General features: G+C 60.6%; 14 protein-coding genes and 1 tRNA gene. All 15 read right to left on the bottom strand.

Annotation, left to right across the window (positions count from 1 at the left end; all coding sequences use genetic code 11):
• Positions 1–10 precede the first annotated feature (10 nt).
• The gene (locus IS481_RS14720; RefSeq protein WP_104357804.1) at positions 11–2722 is read right to left on the bottom strand and encodes a phage tail protein; all 2712 of its coding nucleotides are present in this window, start codon (positions 2720–2722) and stop codon (positions 11–13) included.
• 8 nt (positions 2723–2730) lie between these two features.
• A complete protein-coding gene (locus IS481_RS14725; protein WP_104357803.1) occupies positions 2731–3732 on the bottom strand; it encodes a phage BR0599 family protein in 1002 nt (333 codons plus the stop codon).
• Positions 3729–4511: a hypothetical protein gene (locus IS481_RS14730; protein WP_146079546.1), complete on the bottom strand. Its 783-nt coding sequence runs from the start codon at positions 4509–4511 to the stop codon at positions 3729–3731. Before IS481_RS14730 ends, IS481_RS14725 begins: the two co-directional genes overlap by 4 nt.
• 105 nt (positions 4512–4616) lie before the next feature.
• Positions 4617–5165 carry a hypothetical protein gene (locus IS481_RS14735; RefSeq protein WP_146079545.1) on the bottom strand — a complete coding sequence of 183 codons (549 nt, stop codon included), beginning with the start codon at positions 5163–5165 and terminating at the stop codon, positions 4617–4619.
• A gap of 154 nt (positions 5166–5319) precedes the next feature.
• Positions 5320–8352: a hypothetical protein gene (locus tag IS481_RS14740; protein ID WP_146079544.1), complete on the bottom strand. Its 3033-nt coding sequence runs from the start codon at positions 8350–8352 to the stop codon at positions 5320–5322.
• Positions 8353–8647: 295 nt separating this feature from the next.
• Complete coding sequence (locus IS481_RS14745) at positions 8648–9019, bottom strand: DUF6631 family protein (RefSeq protein ID WP_146079543.1); 372 nt, start codon at positions 9017–9019, stop codon at positions 8648–8650.
• A gap of 85 nt (positions 9020–9104) precedes the next feature.
• A complete protein-coding gene (locus IS481_RS14750; RefSeq protein ID WP_104357798.1) occupies positions 9105–9806 on the bottom strand; it encodes a phage tail tube protein in 702 nt (233 codons plus the stop codon).
• Positions 9807–9861: 55 nt separating this feature from the next.
• Positions 9862–10290, bottom strand: coding sequence for a phage tail terminator protein (locus IS481_RS14755; protein WP_104357797.1), 429 nt, complete (start codon positions 10288–10290; stop codon positions 9862–9864).
• 3 nt (positions 10291–10293) lie between these two features.
• Positions 10294–10767 carry a phage virion morphogenesis family protein gene (locus IS481_RS14760; protein ID WP_104357796.1) on the bottom strand — a complete coding sequence of 158 codons (474 nt, stop codon included), beginning with the start codon at positions 10765–10767 and terminating at the stop codon, positions 10294–10296.
• 12 nt (positions 10768–10779) lie between these two features.
• A complete protein-coding gene (locus tag IS481_RS14765) occupies positions 10780–11205 on the bottom strand; it encodes a phage protein Gp36 family protein (RefSeq protein ID WP_104357795.1) in 426 nt (141 codons plus the stop codon).
• 276 nt (positions 11206–11481) lie between these two features.
• Positions 11482–11554, bottom strand: a tRNA-Met gene (locus tag IS481_RS14770).
• A 93-nt stretch (positions 11555–11647) separates the two neighbouring features.
• Positions 11648–12631, bottom strand: coding sequence for a Mu-like prophage major head subunit gpT family protein (locus tag IS481_RS14775; RefSeq protein WP_104357794.1), 984 nt, complete (start codon positions 12629–12631; stop codon positions 11648–11650).
• 35 nt (positions 12632–12666) lie between these two features.
• On the bottom strand, positions 12667–13788 hold the full coding sequence (locus tag IS481_RS14780; RefSeq protein ID WP_104357793.1) for a phage protease: 1122 nt from the start codon (positions 13786–13788) through the stop codon (positions 12667–12669).
• A 141-nt stretch (positions 13789–13929) separates the two neighbouring features.
• Entirely contained in the window at positions 13930–14127 is a 198-nt protein-coding gene (locus IS481_RS14785) for a hypothetical protein (RefSeq protein ID WP_104357792.1), read from the bottom strand.
• Positions 14128–15110: 983 nt separating this feature from the next.
• On the bottom strand, positions 15111–15434 hold the full coding sequence (locus IS481_RS14790; RefSeq protein ID WP_146079542.1) for a hypothetical protein: 324 nt from the start codon (positions 15432–15434) through the stop codon (positions 15111–15113).
• Positions 15435–16421: the final 987 nt, after the last annotated feature.

The raw sequence follows: 16421 nt of genomic DNA on the forward strand, positions 1-16421 counted from the left end.
AGACCTGGTGCTACGAAGTCAGGCGCCAGAAGTACTGATACGTAGCGCTGCGGACGGTGCCGCTACCTGACGGTCGCGCTGAACGAACGCTCACACGCACGAGGCGTGCCCCTGTCGGGATGGTGCTGGTATTGATGGTTGCTTGGGACGCACCCGCAGCGGCTGACACGAAGCTATTGCTCGTGAACACACCTGAGCCGCCGGTAGTTTCCCAGTCCACGACGTACTCCACATACGCACTGGGTTCTGGGTCGTTCATCGCGCTAAACGCTGACTCACGAAGGGCGCTTAGGCGATTCCGGTTGCGCCAGGCAAGCAAAGCTGACGTGCTTCGAGAAATCTCGAGCGTGTTGTCGAGCGGGCTGGTACAGCCGAACCTGCTTGAAATCGTGACGTACGCAGGCGGCAGCGGCAGCACGCATCGAGACGGGTTGTACGTCTGCGCAGCAAGCGTTGCTTCAGTGTCTCCCGCGGCTTCATCGAATGCCCAGACAGTGCCACCTGGGCCTCTCGTGTCTGCGCGCACGGCGACAGAAGTAACACCGGGAAGCGTCGGCCCCGACGTTGACAGACGGGTCTGCATGCGCACCTGGCCGACCGCATAGCCAAGGAGAAGCGTCACCTTCGTGCCAGCCTCATGACGCTGCGGAACAGTGTCAAACAGACCGCGTTTCAACGTCGAAATCGTCAGCAGATTGCCACTCAGACTGAAGCCCGAGGCAGCCAGCCACTCCCCATCGACGATGGCCAGGACTTCCCCGCGAAGCCCCAGCGCGAGAAGCGCATCACGCGCACCGTTAGTCAGGTTCAGCTTCGCAGAAGTGCCCGTAAGGTACGATGAAAGCACCGCATCAAGCGTACCCGAGACTGCGGGCGCAGCATACTCACTTGCATACGTAGCACGCTCGTACGCCCACACGCTAACACCCTGCGCGACTGAGAGGCGGTACTGACGCGCGGCTGGAGACGTCGCTTCAGCGTAGTACAACGGACGCTCGTACTCATCAAGCGACAGCGCGTACGGCGCGGCAACAAGTACGGGTGAGGTCACCGGCTCGGTGACTGAGGGCGCAGGCTCAGCAGGCACCTCGGGCGTGTCTTCGTACTCGATAGAGCCGTCGCGGAACACGTCTTCGATAGCCTCAAACTCCACTTGCTGGCGATTGTTGTAGTCGTTCCAGCGCGCAGTCGTGATGCGCATACGCAGTGCCTGGCCAAGCCGCTCATGAGCGACGGTCACAACGTCCCCGGGCTTCAGAATCGTACCCGCTGGCACCGTCGCAGTGAATCGAACTTGCATCAAACTCGCAGCGAGACTACGCAGCGTGCGAGTTGCAAGCAGCGAAGCGACTCGAGAGTTCGAGACACCGATGAACTCCTCTTCGCGCGAGATGACTGTCCCGACCTGCTGCACAAGCGCCGTGTTCTTCGCCACCGCACGGCGGGTGTCGAACTGCATCGCGCGGTCCGAGTACGGAACTTGAATCTCGTTAGGCGCTTCGTTCGTCGTAGTGCGCGTAGCGCTCGCGAAGTTGACGATGTTGCTGCTATCGAACGTGTACACAGACTCGTCGCTCTCGCGAATGAGACGCAGCGACAGCACGCCGAGACGCTCGTGAATGTGCAGCGTAGCATTGATTTGCTTGCAGACGTCGCTGATGACGTCGCCGACACTGCGAGACTTTTCCCACGCGAAGGACACACCCATGCCTTCGCTCTTAAGCTTCTCAGCAGCACGCATGAAAGAGCCCCAATCAAGGGCGAAGGGCGACAGGCGTGGACCAACGTACTGCGAGCGTGCGCATAGCAACTCTGCGATGACGAACGCGGGGTTCGCGTCGCCGCCGATGTCAGCGACGCTGTCTATGAAGCTGTTGATGTAGGACTCGAGCGTGCCACTACCGTCGAAGGGGCCGGTCAGGGGGTACGCATACCCGCGGGATGCGCTGTTGAACAAGTTCCCGTGAAAGGTGTGCAGAATCGTCTTGACGTCGGGCAAGCGCTTCAGGATGACTTGCAGTGCTGGAATGTGCGGCGACGACCCGACGAATCCAGAGCGCTTGTGCGTGCGCTCGTAGAATTTGTTCAGCAAGCCGCCGCCTGGGCCGCCGTCTAGGTAGCCGGAAGATGGGCCGAGGAGCACAACGTGACAGATGTCCGGGTAGCTGGGGACTTCTGACACGCCAAGCTGCCCCGCAACGTACGGATTGGGCAACGGTGCCGGGTTTCCCGTCTGATAGTCGTTTCGCGACTGGTTGTAAAAGCGCAGCACCCCAGCGATGCCATCCTCAATCTCCTGGCCCTCGGATGCGGCGTAGGAGTAGTTCAGCATCAAGTCAGTGGTCGTAGTCCGCGAGAGTGTCAGCGTACCCTTCCACGCGGTCCGGTCGCCCCAGAGCACCCCCTGGACAGAGTCACACGGGCAGTTCGCGAGTGTCAACCACATACCGATGTGATACTTGTAGCCTAGTGTGCGCTCAGCACTGCTGAACCAGCCTGTGCTAACTTCTTCAGAGACTTCATTCGCGTAGTAGTCACCAACCCAAATGAGGTTTCCAGCCACTGGGACGGTCCCAAAAATCATGGGCAGCGAACGGTCTTCTGTCGCCGTGGGCAGCGAGAACTCGTTCAGACCATAGCGCTTGGGCTTCGGTATGTCAGGCTTTGGCGCTAGCAGCTGCAGCGCGATGTTTGCGATAAGGAAGACGACGAACGACAGCATTGCTTATGTCAGCCCTTTAGGCCGCTCTCGAAGACGTTCTTGATAGGTATGTATGGGTAGCCCCCGAAATTCGCGAAGTTGTTGAACTTCGACTTGCACGTCGAGGCTGTCAGATTGCAGCCGGCAAAGACCGTCACCTTAGTGCCGGGCTCAACGGGTGTAAGTAGTGGCGCAGAGATGTGCAGAAGCTGACCGGTGTGCGACGTTATGTGACGTCGATACCCGCCCAATAGACCCGCATAGCGCGCAGGAGCAGTCCCGATAAACGTGCCCGCGCGGGGCTGGTGAACCCACAATAGCTTGTAGTCCGGGTCGATAGCGATGAAGCCTTCGTTAAAAAATCCATTCCCTCGATTAGCGGCTTCGGGAACGCGCAGCGTCAAACCGCCATTCAATACTTCTGCTAAGAATCCGTCCTCTCTAAACGCAAAGTACGAGCCAGCTATCGCATGGCGATTGACGCCGCACCCCGGTGGCGGGCTGTAAAGCGTGTGCCCACATGACCTCGGATGCTTGCGTGTCAGCCCCGGGCGGCGCAGTACAGTCGACAGATGTGAGCATTTCAGCGTCGCCGTCGGGGCGCTGTACTCAGCGCTGTGGACACGCCCAGTCCACTGCACCACTGGTGCAGGGTCTGCATCGTCAAGCGCGAGAACGGTCAACCACACCTGAGCCGCCGGGGCTTCATATGCGAACAACTGAGCGACGGGGTGGTCAATGGGCAGCGTGAGCGATAAGTCGCCGCTGCTCTGTTCTTCGTTCAGTTGTACGCCGCTATGCGAGATGCCCGGGACTGGGTCGAACTGATGGTCAGTGCCCTCAACGGTACCAGACTGCGGGGCAGACAAGAACGAAGACCAGTAGTCCCTGGGCGCGTCGAACCGAATCGGGCGCTCGAAGTTCGTCATCAAGTAGACGCGGCGCTGCTCTTCGTAGCTTGCCACGTCTGCTAAAACATTAGAGAGAAGCGCGTCGACGGGGAGAACGTCGACGATGTATAGGTACTTCATTCTTCAATCTCCAGGAATTCAAGTTCGACGCGTGCTAACGATGGACGCAGATAGTCGATAGACACGGAGTCGGTGTTCAAGCGCCAGACACGCTCGAAGCCGTCAGGTTCGAACGTGTATCTGAAGGGTTTGCATCGGCCCCGCAGAGTGAAGACCAGACGCCGGAAGTCCAAAATCGCTGGCCGCCCGATGAGCAACAAAGAGACAGAGATGACGCGTTTCGAGTAGCGCACCTCGCGCAGCGTCCTGTGCCCGAAGTCCGCACTGTCGAAGAAGTCATCAACGCGCTCGCTAGCTTCTGTAGACCAATCAGCGCGGACTGGCCACACGGGCTTACCGTCAAGAGCGACCTCGCCTCCCCAAGGCGCGATAGCTTCGTCGAGGTCCTCGACAGTGAACGACATCACAGCAGATGAGACACCGGCGCTGTGATGCGTGATGGTTCGCGAGGGGGCGATACGCCCCTCAGTGCAAGGATAGATTGCAGCAGAGAGCGGCCACTCGTAACGCGGTGCGCTCACCAATACGTACGTGCCATTCTTGCGGCGCGAAAGATATACAGAACCTGCCCCCACGCCGGCGTCCGCGGCGGTCGCCTCAGCGGGAAGCTGATGCATCGCCAGCGGGAATACCACGCGGTCTGCGTAGCGCAAGACGTCGCGCTGAGCCCTGGCCTGGTCATCAAGAAACGTGAACTGACTCGTGTACGTGCGGCGAGGAAACGCGCGCAAGGGGACGCGACGTTCGGTGCCATTCAGGGCAATCGAAACGTCCGTCAAGAACTCAAGAGTCTCAGTTCGCGGACGGGACCCGTCGGGGAGGAGAGTCAGTAGCGGAGTGGTCATCTCTTTGTGTAGATAGCGACCACGCCAGGCGGTGGGTGCTCAGGCGCGCAGCAGAACTTGCCTGGTGCGTGGGCGATGCTTCATGAGCCAGAGCAGAGCCCCGGCGAGTTGCTCATCAGTCATCGTCCCGGTGATGAGTGGAGCGTCCTCAGGCTTGATGTGCAGCCGCTCCGCCGTGGTACTTACCAATGCTGCGCGTTGCGCCGGTTGCAGCCCTACAACTTGGCCAGACACTACGCCCTCCAGCACGCGGCGGTCGCGCTCTTCGTCTTTCCCGAGCCGCCACCCCTCAACAGCTTGGCAGGTCTGCCGGGCCAGCTGACACATCTCGCGGTAGTGCGGCAACACTGCTTTCGCTGCGACAGCCATAGCCGACACGTCAGTCTCAGAGCGACCCACATAGCACGTCAGCTGAAACGGCTGTTCGGGGCTTGCCCGCTTGCGGGGTGCAATCTTGACGCTGTCAGTCGACAGCTTGAACGTGTTTGACAGCGCATCTCGCGCATACGCTGCGTGCCGCTCGACGAGCGGGAGCGTAAGGGCGCTTGCATCGAACGCGTAGTACACAGACTGAACAGTCTTTTCCATCATTGCTCCTGTTGTGTGCGTGTGGATGCTGTGTATAGATAGAACTTTTATACGGTCGCACAAAACAAGCCACGACCGCCAAGGCAGCCGGGGCCTAACCACACACACAGGAGGAACAACAGACAGCAGCGCTGTCACTGTCTATAGCGACTGCTCACGTACCCCAGGCGCCACGAATTCGCTTACCGTTGTCGCCGACGATAGCGATGACTGCGCGCTGGAACGCGCTCTCTTTCGCGAGAGCGTCAGCGACTTGCCCAGCCGCAATGGTCACCGTCGGCGAGACTTCGATATTCGCATTCACGGCCGAAGCTTGCGTAGTCAAAGCCCCCGCGAGCCCTTGGCCGCCCCCTACCAAGCCGCCGGTGGCAAACGCAGGTAGCTTGCCGTAAGTATTCATGAAGTTGAGTCTGTCGAGCCCCAGCGCGCGCACTGCAGACGCGCGCAGCACGTACTCACCGTTCGACAGCCGCGCAAGAATGCTGTCGCTCGTCCCGGTGCCGGGACCGCGAACCGCACCACCCTCGGCGAACCCGAACATCGACAATCCCGCAGAGAGCAGACCGCCCAGCCCCCCGCCGGACCCCCCAAAACCGCTCATCAAGTTGCCTACAAGCTGGCTCAGCGCGAGTTCAGACAGCTTGCTCAGGACGCTGCTGATGACACTCTTCAGCACATCGCCGAACGACTTGGCACCCGAAATGAGGTCTTGAAAGCCCTGCTTGATGGAGCCAAAGAACGACTCATTGATGCTCACTGCGACAGAGTCGAGCGTGCCGGCAAGTTCGCGATATCGCTGCTCGAGTTCGATAGCTTGTGCGATAAGGGCCGGGTCCCCGCTCGCAATGGCCAGTTCCTTAGCAGCGCGCACAGACTCCTCAAGCGCAGCAGCTGACGCGAGGCGCGCATCGCGGATAGCGCGCTCGCCGTCCAGCTGCGTTCGAAGTCCTGCCTCAACTTCGCGGTTAATGCTGTCTTCCTGGGCAGTAAGACTGCTCTGCACAAGCCCCGCCTGCTTACTGACGTCATCAAAACGCAGTCTGTTTGCGCTCAGCGCAGCTTGCTCACGTACCAGCGCCTCAAGTTCAGCGTTGCCGGCAACACGACGGTCCTGCAGCAAGCGCTCAGTCTCTTTGCCCAGCCGCAGAAGCGCAGCTTCGAGCGTCTGGCCCTTCGCGTCAAGAATATTCGCGCGTATGTCAACTCTAAGGTCCGCGACGTCGCGCTCAAACTTCCAGACATCTAGCTTCAGCTTGGCGTCAATGAGTACTGACTTCTGGCTCAGCGCGAAGAGTTCAGCTTCAGCCTTGGCGATGTCCGCTTGCAGCCGCTTCACACCCGTGTCGTCAGTCTCGTGCGCGAGTTCAGCGCGCAGCTGCGCGAGATGCTGTCGCTGAGCAGACATCTCATCATCGAGCGAAGACTTCTCCAGCTTCGCCTTATCATCAAGGTACGCGCGATAGGTAATCAAGTGCTGCTCGAGACGCGCGTCGAGCGCTTGCGACTCGATTTCGCGCACAGCTTGAGCGCGCTTGACAGCAGCTTCAGTCTCTGCGCGCAGCAAGTCTTGCAGCGCTTTGCGAGCGCGGCGTGCATCGTCCGCGGGCTTGTCCTTTGTCTCTTTTGCCGGGGCCTTCAGTGGCGTCGAAGTGCCAACGCTGACGCCCGCCATGAAATCGCGGCCCGCCTGCTCGGGGTCGTACGCGTCAGCGTAGCTGGTGTCCGGAGCGCGACGCTTCTCGCGCGCTTTGAAGAACTCATCCAGGGCGCGCGGGGCGCTCTTCAGCGCCTCGAGGTCCTTGCGAAGCTTCTCTGGGTCGGGCAGCGCGTTGGCAGCATCAAGCACAACCTGATTGACGCTGTGCCCAATGCCCGGTATTTCGCGCATGAAGCGCGACAGCAAGCGCAGCGCTTCTTGGAGCGGCTCAACCAACCAGTCAGCCAGGGCTACGCCAACTTCACCGACGGCTATGCGCAAGCGCGTGAACGTGTCGTAGATGGCAGCGACGACGATAGAGATAGCGTCCATCGCGGCTTCGATGAAGCCAGACTTGACGAGCAAGTCACCCGCACCGGCTACTAGCTTAGCGACGACGCCCGCCAAGTCGAGCACAAGCTTGACGACGTTACCAACCGCTGTAGCGATAGCCTCGACAGTCGACCGGTTCTCAGACAGCCAAGCGCTGAATTCTTTGACCAGGTCGAGCACACCTGAGATAGCTGACGAAAGGGCCTTGCCGAGCGCATCGAACGCTGTCGCAGCCATGCTCTCGATGCCCTTGAACTCGTGCGCAAGGTCGAGAGAGTCGCCATCAAAGATGCCGTCCAAGGCACTCTGCAGGGACTTCTTGACCCCCTCAAAAGCGCCCTTCGTCATCTTACCCAGAACGGCATCGAAGCCTTCGCTCAAGTTCGAGAGCGTAGCTGTCCACGTAGCCGAGGTTTCGGGGCTCATCTCCCGGAAGGTCTCGAGCCGCTTGCCGAGTTCTTCAGCGAGCGTCCCAGCTTCGCGCCACGCTTTCAGGTTCTCAGATGTGACGCCTGATGCTTCAAGAGCCTTACCGACCGTAGAATCTGCGGTGATTTGTGCGGAGATGATGGAGCGAACTTCTTGATTGAGTTGTTCCATCGGCACGCCTAGAGCCGCGGCGGCTTGGGTGATGCGGAGCATGAGTTCCATGCTCTCATCGAGCGTCAAGCCCGCGCTTGAGCCTGCACCGATGGCTTGCGTGTAAGCAGCGCTCAACTGCTCGAAAGTCGCAGACGTCTGCAGACCGAGCAAACGCAGCTTCTGCATCTGCTTCTCTGCTAGCTGCCCCGCAATCGCCAGCTTCTCGGGCCCGGTCGCGAGAGTCCCAGCTGCGTCGCGAACTTCTGTCAGCGACGCAATGAGCGACTTGATGCCGAGAGTTGCAGTCTCGACGCCAGCGTTGACTTCAAAGCCCTTCTTGAGCGCAGCGCCGGCCGCTGCCGCGGCAGCGGAGACAGCAGCGAGCACCGCGACAAGCGCTCCAGCTGCGGTAGTAGCGCCGCGTATGCCCTGGGCCATTCCCCCGAAATCAGGGCCCGAGCCCGCGGCGGCCGGCTTGACAGCGGAGAGACTGTTGAAGCCGTCAAGCAGCTGCTTGATAGCTTGCTGCGCTTGCGCGGTGTCGACTGTGACTGTTAGAGAAGCTTTGTCTGCCATTAGAGGGGAATCGCGTCCGGGGTTTGTCTAGTCGTGTAGCTAGCCCACTTGTCAGACAGCGCTCCGCTAGCGTCTGCGAGTGCGCGCTTGTAGTGTTCCGCCGCGCGTCCAGCCTCGCCACCAAATGCGCTGGCTATAGCCGCCTGCATGTCGCTCAACGCGCTAAGGCGACGCTCCGCTTCGTCGCGGAGATGCTGCTCATAGAGACTGGCTAAGATGCGTGGAGGGAGCGCTTCGACGTCTTGAAGCGCCAGGACGCGCCTTGATACCAGGCGCGTCGCGACGTCGTCGATGCTTAGTTGCTCTCCGAGCCCGCCGCTGCTGCTCCCAGCTTGCTCAGCGCGGGCATCAGCTTTTTTGCGAACGACTCTTTGTTGACGGCGATGACAGCGGAGAGAAGTCCAACACCCTCGTCGACGCTAAGAGTGTCGAGCCAGCTTCGGGGCTTGCCAGCGGCGAGTGCTAGGATAGCCATCACGTCTTCGCCGCCCTGAGCGATTAGTTGCGGCAAGTTGATTTCGCCGGATGGGCCGATGCTCGCGTTCGAGAAGACGGCGGCCAGGTGCTTAGCGACGGTCGGTATTTGGCCGAAGCCAAACTCACGTACGGTGATAGATTCGCCACCCACTTCGACAGTGGCGGTCAGGGGCAATAGCTTCGAAGTCATCGTGTGTGGTCCGTACATATGAAAAAACGGGGCAGCCCTTCATGGGCTACCCCGTATAGGGACCAGCTGTGGGCCGAATGCGGCCTTACTTGCTGTCGTACACGACGGCGAAGCGACCCAGGGGGCCTTCAGGCAGCGTCTCGTCCAGGAGCACCGGACCCTCAAGCACGGGCGCAGCGAACTCATTCGAGATGAGTTCAAACGCCGAAGCGGGGTTGGGCTTCCATCGGTGGATGACGATGGTCTTTCCCGTTCGCTCAGACACATAAGTCACTTCGTACTCATCGCCATCGGTCGTAAACACGCCCAGCGCCTGGGCCTCGCCGGCATCGTACGTGCCAGCAGCAGACGCCGCGATGTCCTTCAGCGCGACGACGACGCCCCCCGCTGCGAGCACCTTGAAGTCTTCCCCCTCAGTGAGGTCTTCGATTTCAACGTCGGAGACGTTGACGTGTGGCAGCTTGAACATCTCGCCATCCTTCAGCGCGGGCAGCGTGAAGGTCTGAGCAGTGGCCTCAGCTTGCGCCTGCACAGTACCGTACAGATACATTGCGAGGTTGCGCGCCTCAAGGTTGTTACCCGTGATTGACAGGGTCGCGGACTTGCTCACTTCTTCTACAGCCAGGTCACCGGACTCATTGCCGCTCGAGCGAAGCGTCACAGTCTCGCGAGTCATGCTGAACGTCGCGGCAGCGGCATTTCCGAAGTAAAACGGCTTCGCAGTGGGGTCAGAGCGCTTGCGAATGAAGAAGTCGCCCTTCAAAGAGTAGTACTGTGGTTTGGACATTGCTTACCTTGCAAGGTTGTTAACAGAGAGCACAGTTCCGGAGTGCTTGTCTTGTTTAGCGACCACCGCGGGTGTAAAGCGTCGTGTCAACAGAGAACAGCAGCGCGTACTCGCGCAAGGTCCCGCCGTCGTAACTCTCAGGGTCGGTACCCTGAAGTTCTAGGCTTCCGAACCCATCCCCTGGGCACCAGCCGTGCAGCGCCTGCACAATGGACATGAGCAACTGCCCTTCCTCAACGCTTCGCTCTTTCGCCCCATGACCACGAATGAACAAAGACACACTCCAGCGGCTCTCGAGCAGCACTGCGAAGTCGTTGCTGTCTTTCCTGCTGTCGCCCTGGAAAGCCACCACGGCGGTTGGCTCCACGGTGTTGAAGAGAGTCTTGTCATCAGCGTCGGTGACGCTTATGACAGCGAGGCTAGGGATAGTTCGCAGGCGCTCAAGCAGTAGTGGTTCGAGCGCGAAGTACGTATCAGTCTGCATTTGTCAGTCCTTAGCTGCCTTGCGCAGCTGGTAGCGCAGCGCGTTGAGTACATAGTTTTCGTCCGACTTAGCCAGGCCGCGCCGGGTGCCGAGGCGCGAGAAGAGAAAGGCGCGCCGTGGGAGCCGTCCATGCTTACCGTCTGGCTGCTCGTGATACTTGCCGTAGTCAGTGCCGATAACCGCGCGCAAGTCTCTCCGGCCAGGTATGAAGCGCGTCTTGTCTCGCAGCTGACGGGTGTCGAGCATCAGCCTCCGCCGGGGGTGCTTGCGATTCGCGGCTGCCGTGCTTGGCGCCCAGGGTGCCCAGCGTCCGCCATCAGGGTCGCGCTTGAAAGCGAAGCGATACCAGACGCGCCGAGTCAACTCTTTCGCGGCGTTCTCGAGCGCTGGGCGCAAGTCAGTGAGAGCAGCGCGCAGCTTCTCCAGCCGCCGATTGACAGGCGCCAAATTAGCTTTGACTTTGAGACCGTTCGCCATAGCAGCCTCCGCTTACCAGCTTTTCAGCTGGTCGCGCTGCATGCGCCGCTGGGCGCTCCCGCACTCAGCGACGTAGGCTAGGCCGCTCTCGTCCTCAGGCGTCGTCGGGTCATCAGCCGGCATCGGGAGCGCAAGCTTGCGAGCAGCGACTCCCGACAAGAACTTGATAGCGTCCTCCGCGCGGTCGCGCATCAGTTCAGACGCTGCATCGCGGAAGAGACGGTAGCGTGCCAAGTCTGCTGCGGCGGCCTGCACGACCTTGATAGCAGCTTCGCTTGGAGGCAGAGGGACCGCGGCGCCGACGTACGCGTCGATTTCCTGGTTGATGCCGTCCAGGAATGCTTCGAAGTCGACACCCGTTGTCGTGACGACTTTGGCGATGGAGGCTTCGCCGAAGGTCTCATACATGATTTCGGGGGTTAGGTACTGTGTCGGCATTCAAAACCGTGCTCTTTGATGTGCTCAGATTCCGTGCGCGACGCCAAGCGCTTCCATCGCTCGCAGCGTCTCAAGGGCAGAGCAGTCTGTCGGTACGCCACACTCGCGGCACAGAGCGAGCAGGTTGCGCTTCATGCGTCTGCGCTCGCTGCGCTTGTGGCCAGATGCGATGAGCGTGCGCTCAACGTGCTCAGAGAACGTCTCAGTAGCGGCAGCAGCCTCAGCGGCGCTGGTAGGGCGAGTCTTCATGTGCAGTCCCGGTGCGTTTGGTGGGGGGGGCGGGAGTGGGACTCGAACCCACGACCTCCAGGTAATGAGCCTGGCGCTCTACCAACTGCGCTATCCCGCTCTTTGTGTAGTCACTCACTGCGCACAGGCGTGAACATGAAAAAGCCCCGCCGCGGCGGGGCTGTGGATGGCCTCTTCTATGGCCTCTTAGCAGTTACTGCTGTTCGGGTGCTTCCTCTTCTTCTTCAGGGACCTCGTTTTCAGGGCCCTCGATGAGCGGACCAAAGTATTGCGTCACAGTCAAGTTCAGTCGGCCCTTCCAGCGGTTCGACTTGCCCCCGGTAGTTCGGTCAGTCAGCAGCAGTTCTTCAGCTTCGTTGCGCAGTTCCGGGCCGCAGATGAGGTCGGTCGGAACGATACCCAAGGGCTGCCCCTTGTCGCCGACCATCTTTTCGAGCGCCGAGAATGCCTCTGCGAGATTCTGCGCGGTCAGCGGCTTGCGCGACATCACTGCAAACTGAGGCAGCGTGTAGCCGACCGCGTCGCGCTTGTCAGCACCGAACTCGAAGTTGTTTGTGCGGAACACAGTCTCGTCATCCAGCGCAGTCTTCGACACAAGATGCGCAGCGCGACGCTCCTGGTAGATGACGGGCTTGATGGGTCGACCGAGAGCGGCAACCACCCACTTCGGACCGTAGTCTTCTTCGCTGGCCGGGGTCAGTAGGTTCGAGAAAGTGGGGGTGCCGTCGGCCGGCGTGCCATCTTGCTTGAACTTCAGAGGATGGTCCTTCGCGAAGAAGGCCTTCCCGTCAAAGCACAGGTTCACGTCGCCGCTGTAGTAAGCGGACATGACTTGCTGCCCCGGGTGATTCGCGGCAGACAGACCCATATCCTCGATGAGCGGGGTGAAGATGCCAACCTCGTCATCTTCGATGCTCTCGCGCGGCACAACTTGAGTCATTTCCCAAGTTTGGTTCGGGATGACGTAGCCAAGGCGGGCAACGGTCTGCGCGACGCGGTCGCCGACCCACTTGCGGAAGATTGTCGACTGGCCGAGCCAGGCATAAGTGTTAGTAGACGAAGTCGACTGCACCTTGGTCGCGTACTTCTGTACGTCGAGCGATGGCGAGCGCAGCGAGTTCTTGAAGATGCCCTGGTAGGTTGTAAAAAGGGCACGGACTTTTTCTGGCAGATTCATTGGTTAATCCCAGAGTTAGGTGAATGAGAAGGGGGTTACTCGGAGGCACCTGCGACGTACACGTCTTCAGAAACCCCCACAACCTTCGTGAGGTACTCTTTCACTGCGTCAGTCAGCGCTACATCTTGCGAACCCGCAGCAGGCGCTTGAGCAGTCTTGTCTGCCGACAGAACCGCCGGTGCAGCTTCCATCGCAGCGGTGAACGCAGCAACATCAGCGCGGGCAAACTTCAGCATTGCTTCGCGCTGGGCGGGGGTAATCTTGCAAGCAGCGATAGCCGCGTCGACCGCAGCAACAGCAGCCTGGTCGGCGGCGGCAGCTTTGAAAGCCTGTAGTTCAACTTTGAGCGCAGCGACTTCAGCTTGAGCAGCGCTCAGCGCCTGGCTGGTCTCGCCAGACTTTGCGGCGAACGCAGTAACGTCGTCGACGCCAGCGGCTGCAAACGCAGCAGCAGCTTCGTCAGCTTTCGTCTTCGCCGCAGTCAGCGCAGTGATTGCGTCAAGCACAGCCGCTTCGTCAGCGTCCGCGGCGAGACCGAGTTGGTCGAGAATTTTTGCGAGCATTTCTGCTTCCTTATCAGCAGTCTGTTGCGTCGTATAGGGAGCGCCTGCTTGCAAGTCGCTGTCGTCATCGCTGTTGTCAGCTGTAAATGCCTGCGGCATCTCAGTCGCGGGGTTGTTCGTGAGGGCAAGACTCTTGATGCGCGTGAAGACAAAGTGCGTCTCGTCAAGCCAGCGGCCGAGAGCGACGCCAGACGTGTAGCCGTAATGCTTCTTCGAGAGCGCCTCGACGCCGAGGTCTGTCAGTTCGAACCACCCATACAGTGGGCCATCTTCGAGGCCTGCGTCGCGTTCGCGTGCAGCAGTAGTCAGCGCGACGCTCCAGCCGCGCGCACGAGAGTCGACCCCATACCCCTCGGTGAGGTGGTCGACATCAAGAACTATGCGACGCCCCCGACGCTCGTAGTCAGCGATGAGCGCATCAGCGTCGTATGAGAACTCGATGCCGGCGCGCGAGTCCACAGGCCGGAATGGACTCGCCGGCAAGATTGGCAGCGCGTGCAGCGTGACTGTGTTGCCGTCAGCATCGGTGACAGTTTTGGTCGGCGCAGGCTTCAGGCCGACGCTGAACGCTTGCTTGAGTAACTTTTGGGGCATTGCTCGCAGTCGCTTGTGAAGTTGTTTCCATGCGTCTAGCTAGCAGCCAGAGGGCTGCAGGAAACCAACTCGCACAAGCCACCAGGGAGCGCTGCCGGCAAGAGTCAGCCCCCTTGCGGGGGCCTGGAAGGGAGGTTGCTATCAAGTGCCTTCGCCAAGAGGCGGTACCTGGAGCGCGGAGATGAGCGCCTCGGCCGCGGCCTGGGCGCTAGCTTCGTCCGGGTACGGCTGGAAGCCGGGGACTCCAGCCTGGAAGGGCTGGTGGTGGCACAGCACACCATCGGCAAGAATCTGAAAGCCGCCGGGGATGGCGCGATACGTGTATACGGGCACTTGCATTTGTCAGTCCTTTGCAGCGAAGCAGTTGCCGACCGGTTGGTAGTTTTCGACTAAGCGGGACCACATCCCAGAGCCCACACTGAGCAGCCACCCCCCACCAGGGAATGGTGCGGGGTTCACCCACGCGCTAGAGGCTGGAGTCGCGATGTTCACAAGCTGGTCCCATGCGCCTGTCGCTTCAGTGAAGCGTATTACAGGCTGCCAGGCGGAAGGGCTGGCGCCGCTAATGGCGTAGCACAGAGCACCCTCCGGTGACGGCAACAAGACCGGAACAGAGCCGGCGGTCACTGGTAGCGGCTGGGTCAAGACCGGCCCCCAAATTTGCGTGGCCACCGAAAAGATGGCGTATTTGTTGCCCCTCATCGCTAGCACGTCCCCGCTGGGCAGCACGACCAGGCCGAGCCCTAGGTTGGCCGAAAGGGCAGTGGGCACCGCCATGTCCGCGCTCCACGCATTTGCAGCAGTGTCGTAGATGAAGCTGTGAGTCGTCTCTACAACGAGCACTCGCCCATCGGTGAGAAGCACACCAAAGCCACCACGGCTCTGCACTGGCATGTCAGCGACGGATGTCCAGGCATTAAGTTCGGGGTCATAGATTGCCGCCGACCGGCTTGCGGATGTCGAACCGAAAGACGCCATAAACAGTCGCCCGTCAGGCAGCGCAACGAAAGCCCCGGGTCGTACACCCGCGTACGGAGCAGCGTATGCCGCCGGCTCGGTTCGAGGACTCCAGGAGCCGGTCAACGAGTCGTAGACCTGGTGCCGCATACCCGCGGCAGCGGGTCCGATGATGTGCAAGCGCTGGCCAGTAGCAGCGGCGGACCAGTGACCCGTGAAACTCGGGACGAGCGCGAAAGTACCTGCCGAGCCCATGCTGTCCGGCTCGCCCGCAACCTTGCTCCAGCCCGCAGGTGCTGTGGGCCCAACAAAACGGCGAATCTCTCCACGGAGAGCGCCCCCGCCTCCTGACCTCGAGAAGACGCTCATTGCAGCATCTCCACGATGACATTGCCGCCTTCTGCCGTGACACGAACAGCGGTGATGTTCGACGGCACGATGTCGAGCACGGCGCTTCCCGAGATGACCCCCTCCTCACCGAAGCCGGCGGCCGGCACCCAGCGGGCAGTACCGTCTTCCAGGCGGGACGGGGGCGAGATAGTCAGTTCAACAAAAGCGCTGACGCCTTCGCCCACAGCGTGAACGGCAAGAGTGGCGGGGCCAGAGACGAGCGGACGCATTACGCGAGGTGTGCCCGGCTCGACTTCGAACTCGCAGCTGTAAGTGCGGCCGTTGTACGTGTTGTTCATTCAGTAAGTTCCGATACGCGGGTTGTTGTGCTATGCACCGTGTAGCGGATGGGCTTGTACTGTACGAACATACAGTGTCATACTTAGCACATGCAGTCGATTTATGAAATCCTCGAAGGCCTACGGAACATGCTCTGTGCCGCAGGCAATGCAGTAGATGCGCAAGAGCGCGGCGTTTGCTCAGAGCCCACCTGGCACAACGACTTCGAGCGTGCTGCGGACTTCCAGGCTGCCGCAGAGGTCTCAGCGGCATTCGACACAGAGGACTGGTCTAGAAGCGCAAGCTTCGGGTCTGACTTCCACCACTGACAGAGCATGAGCGGAACTCTTGCCCTGGGCAGCACTCCATGACGGCTCCACCGTCTACTGGACGGTATGACCGAAGCACAGGCTTAGACTCAGCGCCCAAGCCGCCCGCATCGCGGGCGACAGCTATTCGTACTAGCCACGCTGCGCAGGCGCAGCTGATGAACTCTTGCCCAGGGCAGGAGTCTCCGGACGGCTCCGCCGTCCACTGGCAAGTCGTCCGCGCGAAGCGCGCGGCGCCCGGCGTGAAGCGCCGGGCATGGGGCTCTAAGACGTCGGTTACGCTACAAGCACACCGAAGGTTGCTCAGACTCCTGCCCTGAGCAAGACTTCAAGCTGTTCCTGAAAGAGCAAACGCCTTGCCCACGGTAGTACTCAAAGCCTAACCCTCGATGCAGAAAAGACCCGACCGGTGGCCGCGTCGAGCGGCCTGGGAGGGCTCGGTGTCTTGCCCTCGGTTAGACTTCCGTCGGTGAGCGAGCGCAAAGCGCGAGCGGAGTATTAAGGTATTACGCACCTCGGAGAGCCAATGCGGGCGCGGGTTTCCGGCCGGTCAGGTGGAAACTTTCGCCGCCGATGGTGGAAACTTTCGCCGCCACAGAGCCCCTCCGCTGCCTCAAATCTGCGGCATTACGCCGAAAAGGTGGAAACTTTCGCCGCCGGCCCTCAGCCGGCCAAAGG

It is taken from the genome of Caldimonas thermodepolymerans, from assembly GCF_015476235.1.
Classification (GTDB): Bacteria; Pseudomonadota; Gammaproteobacteria; order Burkholderiales; family Burkholderiaceae_C; genus Caldimonas; species Caldimonas thermodepolymerans.

Bases quoted from the DNA above. Each gene is read 5' to 3' on its own strand.
- IS481_RS14755 (WP_104357797.1), bottom strand. From the start codon at position 10,290: ATGCAGACTGATACGTACTTCGCGCTCGAACCACTACTGCTTGAGCGC.
- IS481_RS14720 (WP_104357804.1), bottom strand. From the start codon at position 2,722: ATGCTGTCGTTCGTCGTCTTCCTTATCGCAAACATCGCGCTGCAGCTG.
- IS481_RS14725 (WP_104357803.1), bottom strand. From the start codon at position 3,732: ATGAAGTACCTATACATCGTCGACGTTCTCCCCGTCGACGCGCTTCTC.
- IS481_RS14750 (WP_104357798.1), bottom strand. From the start codon at position 9,806: ATGTCCAAACCACAGTACTACTCTTTGAAGGGCGACTTCTTCATTCGC.
- IS481_RS14780 (WP_104357793.1), bottom strand. From the start codon at position 13,788: ATGCCCCAAAAGTTACTCAAGCAAGCGTTCAGCGTCGGCCTGAAGCCT.
- IS481_RS14765 (WP_104357795.1), bottom strand. From the start codon at position 11,205: ATGCCGACACAGTACCTAACCCCCGAAATCATGTATGAGACCTTCGGC.
- IS481_RS14735 (WP_146079545.1), bottom strand. From the start codon at position 5,165: ATGGAAAAGACTGTTCAGTCTGTGTACTACGCGTTCGATGCAAGCGCC.
- IS481_RS14775 (WP_104357794.1), bottom strand. From the start codon at position 12,631: ATGAATCTGCCAGAAAAAGTCCGTGCCCTTTTTACAACCTACCAGGGC.
- IS481_RS14745 (WP_146079543.1), bottom strand. From the start codon at position 9,019: ATGACTTCGAAGCTATTGCCCCTGACCGCCACTGTCGAAGTGGGTGGC.
- IS481_RS14785 (WP_104357792.1), bottom strand. From the start codon at position 14,127: ATGCAAGTGCCCGTATACACGTATCGCGCCATCCCCGGCGGCTTTCAG.
- IS481_RS14740 (WP_146079544.1), bottom strand. From the start codon at position 8,352: ATGGCAGACAAAGCTTCTCTAACAGTCACAGTCGACACCGCGCAAGCG.
- IS481_RS14790 (WP_146079542.1), bottom strand. From the start codon at position 15,434: ATGAACAACACGTACAACGGCCGCACTTACAGCTGCGAGTTCGAAGTC.
- IS481_RS14760 (WP_104357796.1), bottom strand. From the start codon at position 10,767: ATGGCGAACGGTCTCAAAGTCAAAGCTAATTTGGCGCCTGTCAATCGG.